Raw genomic sequence first — 12790 nt, 5'->3', positions numbered from 1 at the left:
GCATTTCTGCAAACCTGAACAGGAGACAACGTGGAAAATTTAATACTCAAAAAAACAATCAGGAACATGATGGTATGTCTGGCCAGCGGAGGCGTGCTGGCGGCATGCGGCGGCGGCGGCGGTGACGCCGGCGCGCCGGCTGGTTCGCAATTGCTGGCGGCCAGCACGGTCGTCGCTTGCGTGCCATGGCAGGAGGGCGGCACCTACAACGCGGGCACGGTGGTCACGTACCTTGGGGCCAACTACACGGCCCTGGTGACGCAGACCGATCACGTGGGCTCGGGCTGGAATCCCGTCTCCACGCCGAGCCTGTGGAGCGCCGGCGGCACCTGCGACGGCGGCACCACCCCGACGCCGACTCCCACCCCAACGCCGACGCCGACCCCGACACCGGAGCCAACGCCGACCCCAACACCGACTCCGACCCCGACGCCAACCGGCGGCACCTGCGCGCTGGCGTGGGCGGCCGGCACGGCTTACAGTGCGGGCGCCACCGTCAGCTATGCGGGCACGAATTACCGCGCCAATTACTGGACGCAGGGCGACAACCCGTCGACAAGCAGCGGCGGCGCCGGCACGGGCAAGCCATGGACCAGCCAGGAGATCTGCAGCACCACGCCGACGCCTACTCCGACGCCGACGCCGACGCCTACCCCGACGCCTACCCCGACGCCAACGCCAACGCCAACGCCTACTCCAACACCTACTCCAACACCGACGCCTACCCCAACGCCGACACCTACCCCAACGCCGACCCCAGCGGGCCGCGAAGTCGGTTCCTATTTCGCGCAGTGGGGCGTGTATGGCCGCGACTATGAAGTGGCGAACGTGCACACGAGCGGCGTGGCCGACAAGCTGACCTTCATCAACTACGCCTTCGGCAATATCTATCCGAAAAACGGCGGCTATGAATGCGCCATGATCACCAAGACGGAGCCGGGCGCGACGAATCCGAATTCGCCGGATGCGGGCACGGGCGGCGATGCCGAGGCCGACTACATCCGCACGCCGAAGCGCACCGTCGATGGCCAGGCGATTCCGTGGGATGCTCCCTTGTCGGGCAACTTCCTGCAGTTGAGAAAACTGAAGGCGGCGCACCCGAACCTGAAGCTGTTCATCTCGCTGGGCGGCTGGAGCTGGTCGAAGAACTTCTCCGTCGGTTCTGCCACCGATGCGCTGCGCAAGCAGATGGTGCGTTCGTGCATCGACATCTACATCAAGGGCAACCTGCCGGTGCAGGGCGGTCGCGGCGGCGTGGGCGCGGCGGCCAACATCTTTGACGGCATCGACATCGACTGGGAATATCCGGTCGGCGGCGGCCAGCCGTACAACACGGTCAGCCCCAACGACAAGCGCAACTTCACCTTGCTGATGGCAGAATTCCGCAGCCAGCTCGATGCGCTGGGCGCGGCCAACGGCAAGCGCTACCTGTTGACGGCGGCTGTCGGCGCCGGCAAGGACAAGATCGACAATACGGAACCGGCCCTGTACTCGCAGTACATGGATTGGATCAACCTGATGACCTACGACTTCCACGGCGGCTGGGAAACGAGCACCAACTTCAATGCCCAGCTGTTTGCCGATCCTGCCGATCCGTCGACGGGCATGGCGCGCGAATATGTGGGCGACAAGGCGGTGCAGTACATGATTGCCGCTGGCGTGCCGCGCGACAAGCTGCTGCTGGGCATACCGTTCTATGGCCGCGGCTGGACGGGCGTGGCGCCGGGACCGAACGGCGATGGCCTGTACCAGGCGGCCACGGGCACGGCGCCGGGCACCTACGAGTCGGGCATCGAGGACTATAAAATCCTCGTCGCCAAGGCTGGCACGCGCTACTACCATCCCGTGACCAAGCAGCTGTACCTGTACACGGGCGCGGGCGGCCAGTGGTGGAGCTATGACGATCCGACCGTCATCGGCACCAAGGTCAAGTACGTGAAGGACCAGGGCTTGCGCGGTGCGTTCTCGTGGGAACTCGATGGCGACGCGAATGGCGTGCTGGCGACCGAGGTGTGGAAAGTGCGGTAACACTGAAGTAGAGTAAGACGCGGCCGGGCGGCATTGCTGCCCGGCCGCCTGTTCACATAAAAAACAGGAGACGGGCGATGGCGGCGGTATCGACATTCGGAGTAAAACATCCGGAACAGGAGCTGAGCCGCGAGTGGCGCAGCTGGATTGCGGAAAACCTCATGCTGGGCAGCCACCCGTCGGCGCTGATGCCGGTGCTGCAACAGGCCGGCATCGCGGAGCCCCTGGCGCGCCGCGAAATCGAGCTGGCGCTGCAAAGCCCGTATCTGGCCGGCGCCGTGCGCCTGTCGAACCGTCTGGCCAAGCGCGACTGGGTGATCGATATCCAGCGCAAGCTGAACCAGCTGCGCGACCCCGAGATCCCCCGCCGCGACAAATTGACGGCGCAGGAATTCCTCGATGAGTACTACTCCACCAATCAGCCTGTCATCATCACGGGCATGATGGACGACTGGCCCGCCATGGCCAAGTGGAGCGCCGCCTATTTCCGCGAGCATTACGCGCAGCGCGAAGTGGAAGTGCAGTTCGGCCGCGAAGCCGATGCGCAGTACGAAATGAACAGCGTGGCCCACAAGCGCAAGATGGCGTTTGGCGAGTATGCGAGCCTGGTCGAGGGCAGCGGCGCGACCAACGATTTCTATATGACGGCGAATAACAATTCGCAGAACCGGCAAGCCTTGCGCGAGCTGTGGGACGATATCGGCCAGCTGCCCGAATACCTGAAGCAGGATGGCGGCCCCACGGGCTTTCTGTGGTTCGGCCCGGCCGGCACCGTGACGCCATTCCACCACGACCTGACGAACAACTTCATGGCGCAGGTCAAAGGGCGCAAGCGGCTGCGCATCATGGCCGCCTGCGAGGTGGCGCGCGTGTACAACCAGCGCCACTGTTTTACGCCCGTCGACGGGCGCGACATCGACGTGCGGCGCTATCCGCTGATGGCCGACGTGCAGGTGCGCGAATGCGTGCTGGCGCCGGGCGAGATCCTGTTTTTGCCCGTCGGCTGCTGGCATTTCGTCGAAGCGCTCGACGTATCGATGACGGTGGCGTTTACCAACTTCAAATGGGATAACGATTTTTACAGCAAGTATCCGCCGAATCACGATTTTTGATCGTAGCGCGCAGGGCGCGAACTTGCCGCGAACAGCCGCCGAACAGGCGGCTTTTTTCATGCTACGGTGCGCTTCTTGTATAAGATATTTCCATAAAATAATTGATTGAAATCATTTTGCAGCAATTATTTTGATATGAATGACCATGATGTTTCATTATCCAGATGGTCATGGCGGGCGGATAATTTGATGGCTGGCGGGGCGCCAGTACCAACCATCTGGAGGCGGCAGGGCATGAACACGCAGCAAATGACACAGTCACAGTTACAGCAAACGCCGGCAGGCAGCACCGGACTCCGGCTCGACACACGCCTGACCCGCGAAGCGGCCGAGTTGCTGGCCAGGGCCGATATCCATTTGAATGGCCGCGCCGCTTGGGACATGCAGCTGCGCAAGCCGGGCGTGCCCGAGCGCGCCTTCGCCAGCGGCAACCTGGGCCTCGGTGAAGCGTACATGGACGGCGACTGGGATGCGCAGCAGCTCGACGAATTCTTTTGCCATTTGCTGCGCGCCAGGTTGGGCGACGACGTGCGCCCCATGCGCCTGGCCTTCCACGCTTTGACCGCGCGCCTGTTCAACCTGCAGACGGAACGCCGCGCCTGGATGGTGGGCAAGGAACACTACGACCTCGGAAATGCCTTCTATGCGGCCATGCTCGACCCGCGCATGACTTATACCTGCGGCTACTGGAAGGATGCGGCCAACCTGGCCGAGGCGCAGGAGGCCAAGCTCGACCTGGTCTGCCGCAAGCTGCGCCTGGAACCGGGCATGCGCGTGCTCGACATCGGCTGCGGCTGGGGCAGTTTCATGCGCTATGCGGCGGAAAAATACCAGGTGCGGTGCGTGGGCGTGACGATCTCGCAAGAGCAGGCCGCGTATGCGCGCGCCATGCCGGGCGGCGAACAGCTGGACTTCCGCCTGCAGGATTACCGCGACACCGATGAGAAATTCGACCGCATCGTCAGCATCGGCATGTTCGAGCACGTGGGCCACAAGAATCACCGCACCTTCATGGAAGTGGCGCACCGCTGCCTGCAAGACGATGGCCTGTTCCTGCTGCACACGATCGGCAAAAACAAGCGCCATTCCACGTGCGATCCGTGGATCGACAAATACATCTTCCCGAATGGCGACTTGCCGTCGATCGGCCAGATCGGCGACGCCATGGACGACTTGTTCGTGGCCGAAGACTTGCACAACTTCGGCGCCGACTACGACAAGACCCTGATGGCCTGGCATGCCAATTTTGAGCAGGCGTGGCCGCGCTTTGCCGCCCAGCTGGGCGGGCGCTTCCACCGCATGTGGTCATACTATCTGCTGTCCTGCGCGGGCGCCTTCCGCGCGCGCGACCTGCAGCTGTGGCAATGGGTGCTGTCGAAGCAGGGCGTACTGGGCGGCTATGAGCGTGTCAGCTGATATCATGGGCTGATGGATATCAATCAAGCGCGTACCTTCCTCGAAGTGGCGTCCTGCGGCAGCTTCATCATGGCGGCCGAACGCATGCACGTGACGCAGACGGCCGTCAGCGCCCGCATCCGCACCCTGGAGCAGCAACTGGGGCGCCAGCTGTTCGTGCGCAACAAGGCGGGCGCGCGCCTGACGCCGGCCGGCGAGCGCTTCATGCGCCATGCGGCCACCATGGTGCAGGTGTGGGAGCGGGCGCGCCATCAGGTAGCCTTGCCGCCGGGGCGCGACGACGCCGTCAGTATCGGCTGCGAATTGAGTTTGTGGCAGCCGCTGCTCGGCGACTGGCTGATACGCATGAGCCGCGATTGCCCCGAGATCGCCCTGCGCGCGGAAGTCGACAGCCCCGCGCGTCTGCTCGACGCCGTGCACGACGGCTCGCTCGACCTGGCCGTGCTGTACAACCCGCCGCAGCGTCCGGGCCTGGCCAGCGAATTGCTGGCCGAGGAAAAGCTCGTGATGGTCACCACGCGCGCCGACGGGCAGATGCAGGCCGATACCTATGTGTACGTCGACTGGGGACCCAGCTTCGCGGCGAACCACCAGGCCGCGTATCCGGAGCTGAGCAGCCCGCCCGTGTCGATCTCGCTGGGGCCGCTGGCCCTCGTCTACCTGCTGGAAGTGGGCGGCGCCAGCTACTTTCGCATCGGCAGCGCGCAGCCGTATCTCGACGCGGGCTTGCTGTACCGCGTGCGCGACGCGCCAGAATTCTCGCATTCCGCCTACGCCGTGTATGCGGCCCAGCGCGACAACCCGACCCTGGACCGCGCCCGCGCCTGCCTGCTCGAGGTGGCGGAGAAGATCAAGTAATTTAAACGGACGTAAAAAAGCCGACCCGGGGGTCGGCTTTTATTTTTATGTCCTTGCGCATAAGCGCAGCGCATAAAACGTTCAGGGCAAGGCGCGGTGCCGAAGACAGTACGACTGGTACGGCGAGGCACTGCAACGCCGCCCTGGGCGTTTTTGCGTTAGCGCTTAGTCGCGGCTGCCGCCGGCAAATCCTAACAAGGACAACAGGCTGGTGAAGATGTTGTACACGTCCAGGTAGATGCGCAGGGTGGCCGAGATGTAGTTGGTCTCGCCGCCGTTGATGATTTGCTGCACGTCATACAGGATGTAGGCCGAGAAGATGGCGATGGCGACCATGGAGATCACGATCGACAGTGCCGACAGGCCCAGGAAAATATTTGCCACCGATGCCAGGATCAGTACGATCACGCCCGCGAACAGCCATTTGCCCATGGCCGAGAAGTCGCGCTTCGAGACCGTGGCGATCGTCGCCATCACGGCCAGGATGGTGGCCGTGCCGCCGAATGCCGTCATGATCAGCATGCCGCCGTTCGAGTAGCCGAGCGTGCGCGTCAGCAGTGGCGTGAGCATCAGGCCCATGAAGAAGGTGAAGCCCAGCAGGACGGCGACGCCGAGGCCCGAGTTCTTGGTCTTTTCAATCGCGTACATGAAGCCGAATGCGACGGCCATGAAGATGATGAAGCCCATGCCGCCGGTCAGCATCGGCAAATGCATTTGCACGCCGATGAAGGCGCCCAGCACGGTCGGGATCATGGACAGCGCCAGCAGCCAGTAAGTGTTGCGCAAGACCTGATGGCGGACTTGCTGCATGCCCCCCGACAGGTCAAAGGTGCGTTGCATGTTCTGATTCATAGTGCCTCCGTGTTGTCAATTCAAATTACTGCTTTACTCAAGGATAGCATGAGGGCCGGAATTTGCCAAAAAAGCAGCTTAAGATTTCATTAAACAGGGACAGGGCGGCAAGATGCCCCTGCCTGTCTGGGTGATATGGGGTGGAGTATGGTAAAATCAAAGGTTGATTGAGTTCTCAATTTACCGTTTTAAACCTTACTTTTTATTGGAGTTTTCACACATGGCAATCGAACGCACCCTGTCGATCATCAAACCAGACGCAGTTGCAAAAAACGTAATCGGTCAAATCTACTCGCGTTTTGAAAACGCTGGCCTGAAAATCGTTGCAGCACGCATGACCCAACTGTCGCGCGAACAAGCTGAAGGCTTCTACGCAGCGCACAAGGAACGCGGCTTCTTCAAGGATCTGGTCGACTTCATGGTTTCCGGTCCAGTCATGATTCAAGCCCTGGAAGGCGAAAACGCCGTTCTGGCCCACCGTGACCTGATGGGCGCGACCGATCCGAAGAAAGCAGAAAAAGGCACGATCCGCGCCGATTTCGCCGATTCGATCGACGCCAACGCCGTACACGGTTCCGACGCTGTCGAAGCTGCTAAAGTGGAAATCGCTTACTTCTTCCCAGAACTGAAGGCTTAATTGCCTTAGATAACGTTATTTCCTGGCGTTATCTGTGAAATAACTTATCACCCCCTGTTCCCGCTGCGCTGTGGAGTTTTCGCTCCGGATGCGCGCGGGGACGGATTTTTAGAATAGACAAGATCATGAATACGACGACCCTCACCAACTTGCTGGACCTCGATCCCGCGCAACTCATCGCTTACTGCGCCGAGTTGGGAGAGAAACCGTTTCGTGCGAAACAATTGCAACGCTGGATACACCAGTTCGGCGCCTCCGACTTTGACGCCATGACGGACCTGGCCAAGTCGCTGCGCGACAAGCTGGCCACGCGCGCCGAAGTGCGCGCCCCGGCCATCATCAGCGATCACACGTCGACGGATGGCACGCGCAAGTGGCTGGTCGACGTGGGCAATGGCAATGCCGTGGAAACCGTGTTCATTCCGGAAGAAAACCGCGGCACCCTGTGCATCTCGACCCAGGCCGGCTGCGCCGTGAACTGCCGTTTCTGCTCGACGGGCAAGCAAGGCTTCAACCGCAACCTCAGTGTCGGCGAAATCATCGGCCAGCTGTGGATGGCGGAATTCGAATTGCGCCGCACCAAGGGCATCGAGCCGGGCCCGAAAGGCGAGCGCCAGATCACCAACGTGGTCATGATGGGCATGGGCGAGCCCCTGCTGAACTTCGAGCCGACCGTCACGGCCCTGAAATTGATGCTCGATGACAACGCTTACGGCCTGTCGCGCCGCCGCGTGACCCTGTCGACGTCGGGCGTCGTGCCGATGATGGACAAGCTGTCGCAGGAAGTGCCGGTGGCCCTGGCCGTCTCGCTGCACGCCTCGAACGATGCCTTGCGCGACGGCTTGATTCCGCTGAACAAGAAATACCCGCTGAAGGAATTGATGGCGGCCTGCAAGCGCTACCTGGAATTCGCCCCGCGCGATTTCATCACGTTCGAATACTGCATGCTGGACGGCGTCAATGACAGCGACGAGCATGCGCGCGAGCTGCTGGCGCTGGTGCAAGACCGCGAGTTCGGCGTGAACTGCAAGTTCAACCTGATCCCGTTCAACCCGTTTCCCGAGTCGGGCCTGTTCCGCTCGAAAAACCCGCGCATCAAGGCGTTTGCCCAAGTGCTGATGGATGGCGGCATCATCACCACCGTGCGCAAGACGCGCGGCGACGATATCGATGCGGCCTGCGGCCAGCTGGCCGGCGAAGTCAAGGACCGCACCCGGGTACAGGAACGCATGGAAAAGATGACTGAATATCAGCAGAAATTCGGTGCCAATTTCGGCAAGATCGTGGAGATCCGCTCCTGATGAGGGAAGGCATGGCTTACCAACGCTCGCTCGCTGTGGCCGCTGTTTGCCTGGCCGTGCTGCTGGTCGGCTGTGCCTCTTCCACGCCGCAGACTATCACCAAGGACGTGCAGGCGGGTGCGCCGGAGCGTGCCGCGCTGCGCTTGCAGCTGGCCAGCGCGTACTATGCGCAAGGCCAGCTCGACGTGGCCCTGGCGGAAGCGCAGCAAGCCGTGCAATTGGCGCCGAACGATGCGCAAGTCTATGGCGTGCGCGCCCTGATCCTCGCGGCCCAGCGGCAAACTGCGTCTGCCGAGAAAGATTTCCTTTACGCTTTGCGCCTTGCGCCCCACAATCCCGAGTTGAGCAATAATTACGGCCTGTTTTTATGCCAGACGGGACGCGCCGCGCAATCGCTGGCGTATTTCGATGCGGCATTGGCGGATGCGGCGTATGTGTCGCCGGAAAAGGCGCTCAACAATGGGGGCGCTTGCAGCCTGGCCCTGAACGATTACCCGCGTGCGGGCGCGTATTGGATGCGCGCCGTACGCATCGCACCGGACGTGGCAGTGACGAACGCCGGCCTGGTGCGCGTGTATTACCAACAGCAAGACTACCGGCAGGCGGCTTATTATTTGCAGCGGCTCGGTAAGATAGCAACAATGGAGAGCCAGACGGCCGATGTGCTGTGGCTCGGGATCAAGGTGCAGCATAAGCTCGGGGATGCGGGTGCGGAAGCTGGCCTGGGGGCGCATTTGCGCAACCACCATTCCGGCTCCCCCGAATATGCTGCTTATCAAAATGGGGCGTTTGATGAGTGAGACAGGGATACCAATGAATTCAGAGTGGGCAGAAACGCCTCAGCAGCAGCCCCAGGGCAATCTGGCGTTGGCAGGCGCGCAGTTGAAGGCGCAGCGCGAAGCGCTGGGCTGGCCGGTGGAGCAGGTGGCCGACCAGCTCAAGCTGGCGCCGCGCCAGGTGATCGCGCTGGAAGAGGGCGACATGGCGGCCTTGCCGAATGTGGCCGTCGTGCGCGGTTTCGTGCGCGCCTACGCCAAGGTGGTGCGTCTCGACGCGGCGCCGCTGGTGGCCATGATCGAAGTCCACCCGGCGCCGGCGCAAGACCCGGCCGCGCCCGTGCGGCGCGAGATTTCCGCCACGTTTTCCGAATCGCGCTTCCCGTCGATGACGCAGCGCTCGTCGAACCAGACTCCCCTCTGGATCGCCGGTGCCGTGGCCGTCGTCGTGGCGGCCGCCTTTGGCGCGTATAAGCTCGGTTATGTGCCAGCCAGCCTGCTGTCCTCGCAGGCCGGGAAGGAACCATCGCAAGTGGGTCCCGTGGAAACGACCCTGATCAAGCCGGGCCAGGACTTGACGCCCGTGCAGTCGCCGTCCGTGCCCCTGATTTCCGTGCCGCCGCCGCCAGGCAACGATACGCAGACGGGCGCTCCGGCTGCCGCCATCGCGTCGTCGCCGGCCGCCGCCGTGCCGCCAGTCGCCGTGCCAGCCCCTGCGACAGCCGCGACGGCCGCCGTCACGCCGCCCGTGGCTGCCCCTGCCGTGGGCGCGAATGCGCTGGTGCTGAAGGTGGAGCAGGATTCCTGGGTGGAAATCCGCCGCCCTGGCAGCACGCCGCTGATTTCGCGCATGGTCAAGGCGGGCAGCACGGAAACGTTCGATATCACGGGCCCGGCCACCCTGGTGGTGGGCAAACCTGGCGTGGTGCAGGCAACCCTGCGCGGCGCCAAGCTGGAGCTGCCGACCGTTGCCGGCGGCACGATCTCGCGCGTCAGCATCAAATAAGTGCAGTAACCGTTCAAGCAAACTCAGAAGATAATATTATGGCTACCTCGAAAACAGCGATCGGCTCCGGCCCATCCGGCCGGCGCGACAGCCGCAAGGTGCTGATCGCGCACGGCCAGCGCCAGATCTGGGTGGGCGGCGACGCCCCCGTGGTGGTGCAGTCGATGACGAACACGGATACGGCCGACGCCATCGGCACGGCGATCCAGATCAAGGAGCTGGCGCGTGCCGGTTCGGAACTGGTGCGCCTGACGGTGGACCGTCCGGAAGCGGCCGCGGCCGTGCCCTACATCCGCGAGCAGCTCGACAAGATGGACATCGACGTGCCGCTGGTCGGCGATTTTCACTACAACGGCCATACCCTGCTCAACGATTACCCTGATTGCGCGCGCGCGCTGTCGAAGTACCGCATCAATCCGGGCAACGTGGGCAAGGGCGCCAAGCGCGACACGCAATTTGCGCAAATGATCGAAGCGGCTTGCCGCTACGACAAGCCGGTGCGCATCGGCGTGAACTGGGGCAGCCTCGATCAAGCCTTGCTGGCGCGCATCATGGATGAAAACGCGGGCCGTGCCGAACCATGGCCGGCGCAAGCCGTCATGTATGAAGCGTTGGTGACGTCGGCGATTGAAAACGCCGTGCGCGCCGAAGAGCTGGGCCTGGCGCGCGACAAGATCATCCTGTCGTGCAAGGTGTCGGGCGTGCAGGACCTGATCGCCGTGTACCGCGAACTGGCGCAGCGCTGCGACTATCCGCTGCACCTGGGCCTGACGGAAGCGGGCATGGGCAGCAAGGGCATCGTCGCTTCGACGGCGGCCCTGGCCGTGCTGCTGCAGGAAGGCATCGGCGACACCATCCGCATTTCGCTCACGCCCGAACCGGGCGGCGACCGCACGCGCGAAGTCATCGTCGGCCAGGAAATTTTGCAAACCATGGGCTTGCGCAAGTTCGCGCCCATGGTCATCGCCTGTCCCGGCTGCGGCCGCACGACGTCGACCACCTTCCAGGAGCTGGCCGACAACATCCAGACGTATCTGCGCGAGCAGATGCCGGAGTGGAAGAAATCGTATCCGGGCGTGGAAGCGATGAACGTGGCCGTCATGGGCTGCATCGTCAACGGTCCCGGCGAATCGAAGCATGCGAACATCGGCATCAGCCTGCCCGGCACGGGCGAGTCGCCAGCCGCGCCCGTGTTCGTCGATGGCGAAAAGGTCGTCACCCTGCGCGGCGAACGCATCGTCGAGGAATTCCAGGACATCGTCCTCAATTATGTTAAAAGCCATTACGGCGCCGCCGCTACGGCAACGGCGTAGGTCGGGTAGGTCGGATTAGCGCCACGCGCGTAATCCGACAACTTTGATACAGCAACAAGCAAAGAACAGCAAAGAAGAACACTATGTCCGAAAATAAAAAGCTCGACAAAATCACCGCCGTCAAAGGCATGAACGATATCCTGCCAGCTGACGCCCCGCTGTGGGAATTGTTTGAAAACACGGCGCAATCCGTGCTGCAAAGCTATGGCTTCCAGCAGATCCGCACGCCGATCGTGGAAGAAACGAAATTGTTCGCGCGCGCCATCGGCGCCGTGACCGATATCGTGGAAAAGGAAATGTATTCGTTCACCGATTCGATGAACGGCGACAACCTGACCCTGCGTCCTGAAGGCACGGCCGGCGTAGTGCGCGCCGTCGTCGAGCATAACCTCGTGTACGAAGGCCCGAAACGCCTGTGGTACAAGGGTCAGATGTTCCGCCACGAGCGTCCGCAAAAGGGCCGCTACCGCCAGTTCCACCAGTTCGGCGCGGAAGCCATCGGCTTCACGGGCCCGGACATCGACGCCGAGCTGATCATGATGACCCGCCGCCTGTGGGATGACCTGGGCCTGGAAGGCATCCGCCTGGAACTGAACTCGATCGGCGACGCGGCCGAGCGCCTGCGCCACCGCGCCGACCTGATCGCCTACCTGGAAAGCCATGGCGAGCTGCTCGACGAAGAAGCCAAACGCCGCCTGCACAGCAATCCGCTGCGCATTTTGGATACCAAGAATCCTGCCATGCAGGATCTGGTCAATGGCGCGCCGAAGCTGCTCGAGTACCTGGGCGAGGAATCGCTGGCCCATTTCCACGGCGTGCAGAAGATTCTGAACCACAACAATATTCCATTCATCATCAATCCACGCCTGGTGCGCGGCCTCGATTATTACAACCGCACGGTGTTCGAGTGGGTCAGCGACAAGCTGGGCGCGCAAGGCACGGTGTGCGCCGGTGGCCGCTATGACGGCATGGTTGAAATGTTCGGCGGCAAATCGACGCCCGCCGTCGGTTTCGGCATGGGCGTCGAACGCCTGGTGCTGCTGATGAAGGACGCGGCCGAGCCGGAACAGCCAGCCCAGTGCGACGTCTACCTGGTGCACCAGGGCGAGCAGGCAGGCTTGCAAGCGTTCGTGCTGGCCGAGCGGATTCGCGATGCGGGCCTGGACGTTGTGCTACATTGCGCAGCGAGCAACGGTGGCGGCAGCTTCAAGACGCAAATGAAAAAGGCGGACGCGAGCGGCGCGGCATTTGCCGTGATCATGGGCGACGATGAAATCGCCAACCATGTCGCGACGGTGAAAGCCATGCGCGAAGCCGATGCGGGCGCGCAGCAGAACACGGTGCCGTTCGACGATGTCGTCGATTACGTGGTGGACCAGATCATCGGCGACCACGATTGTGGCCATGACCACGGTCCTGGCGGCCACGTGCATCACCACCACTGATTTGCAGCAAGACCGTTCTACCCTCGATCAACTACTCATTAAAACT

The 12790-nt window shown here is 62.4% G+C and carries 11 protein-coding genes; 10 read left to right on the top strand and 1 reads right to left on the bottom strand.

Annotated elements, in window-relative coordinates:
- The first annotated feature begins 66 nt into the window (after nucleotides 1-66).
- The 4 genes from IGS55_RS16905 (at nucleotide 67) to IGS55_RS16890 (ending at nucleotide 5414) form a co-directional block, all read left to right on the top strand.
- Nucleotides 67-2028, top strand: a complete 1962-nt coding sequence (locus IGS55_RS16905) for a glycosyl hydrolase family 18 protein (protein WP_268992051.1) — start codon at nucleotides 67-69, stop codon at nucleotides 2026-2028.
- 77 nt (nucleotides 2029-2105) lie between these two features.
- On the top strand, nucleotides 2106-3140 hold the full coding sequence (locus tag IGS55_RS16900; RefSeq protein WP_230518997.1) for a cupin-like domain-containing protein: 1035 nt from the start codon (nucleotides 2106-2108) through the stop codon (nucleotides 3138-3140).
- 234 nt (nucleotides 3141-3374) lie between these two features.
- A complete protein-coding gene (gene cfa, locus IGS55_RS16895) occupies nucleotides 3375-4556 on the top strand; it encodes a cyclopropane fatty acyl phospholipid synthase (RefSeq protein WP_230518996.1) in 1182 nt (393 codons plus the stop codon).
- A 12-nt stretch (nucleotides 4557-4568) separates the two neighbouring features.
- A complete protein-coding gene (locus IGS55_RS16890) occupies nucleotides 4569-5414 on the top strand; it encodes a LysR family transcriptional regulator (protein ID WP_230518995.1) in 846 nt (281 codons plus the stop codon).
- Nucleotides 5415-5579: 165 nt separating this feature from the next.
- Here the strand turns inward: IGS55_RS16890 and IGS55_RS16885 are convergent, their stop codons facing one another.
- Entirely contained in the window at nucleotides 5580-6254 is a 675-nt protein-coding gene (locus IGS55_RS16885; RefSeq protein ID WP_411268305.1) for a Bax inhibitor-1/YccA family protein, read from the bottom strand.
- Between the two features lie 232 nt (nucleotides 6255-6486).
- On the opposite strand from IGS55_RS16885, the gene ndk reads away from it, so the two are divergent.
- From ndk to hisS, 6 genes are all read left to right on the top strand, one after another.
- Entirely contained in the window at nucleotides 6487-6903 is a 417-nt protein-coding gene (gene ndk / locus IGS55_RS16880) for a nucleoside-diphosphate kinase (RefSeq protein ID WP_034752036.1), read from the top strand.
- Nucleotides 6904-7028: 125 nt separating this feature from the next.
- A complete protein-coding gene (gene rlmN / locus IGS55_RS16875) occupies nucleotides 7029-8204 on the top strand; it encodes a 23S rRNA (adenine(2503)-C(2))-methyltransferase RlmN (RefSeq protein WP_034752035.1) in 1176 nt (391 codons plus the stop codon).
- 11 nt (nucleotides 8205-8215) lie between these two features.
- Nucleotides 8216-9004 carry a type IV pilus biogenesis/stability protein PilW gene (pilW, locus tag IGS55_RS16870; RefSeq protein ID WP_230518994.1) on the top strand — a complete coding sequence of 263 codons (789 nt, stop codon included), beginning with the start codon at nucleotides 8216-8218 and terminating at the stop codon, nucleotides 9002-9004.
- 13 nt (nucleotides 9005-9017) lie between these two features.
- On the top strand, nucleotides 9018-9986 hold the full coding sequence (locus IGS55_RS16865; protein WP_230518993.1) for a helix-turn-helix domain-containing protein: 969 nt from the start codon (nucleotides 9018-9020) through the stop codon (nucleotides 9984-9986).
- Between the two features lie 38 nt (nucleotides 9987-10024).
- Nucleotides 10025-11299 (top strand): flavodoxin-dependent (E)-4-hydroxy-3-methylbut-2-enyl-diphosphate synthase, encoded by a 1275-nt coding sequence (gene ispG, locus IGS55_RS16860; protein WP_070301527.1) that lies wholly within the window; start codon nucleotides 10025-10027, stop codon nucleotides 11297-11299.
- Nucleotides 11300-11382: 83 nt separating this feature from the next.
- On the top strand, nucleotides 11383-12744 hold the full coding sequence (gene hisS / locus IGS55_RS16855) for a histidine--tRNA ligase (RefSeq protein ID WP_230518992.1): 1362 nt from the start codon (nucleotides 11383-11385) through the stop codon (nucleotides 12742-12744).
- Nucleotides 12745-12790 lie beyond the last annotated feature (46 nt).

It is taken from the genome of Janthinobacterium sp. EB271-G4-3-2 (assembly GCF_020858035.1).
Taxonomy (GTDB): domain Bacteria; phylum Pseudomonadota; class Gammaproteobacteria; order Burkholderiales; family Burkholderiaceae_D; genus Janthinobacterium; species Janthinobacterium aestuarii.
The sequence above is the reverse complement of the archived record's forward strand: the minus strand, read 5'-3'. Positions and strand labels throughout refer to the sequence as shown.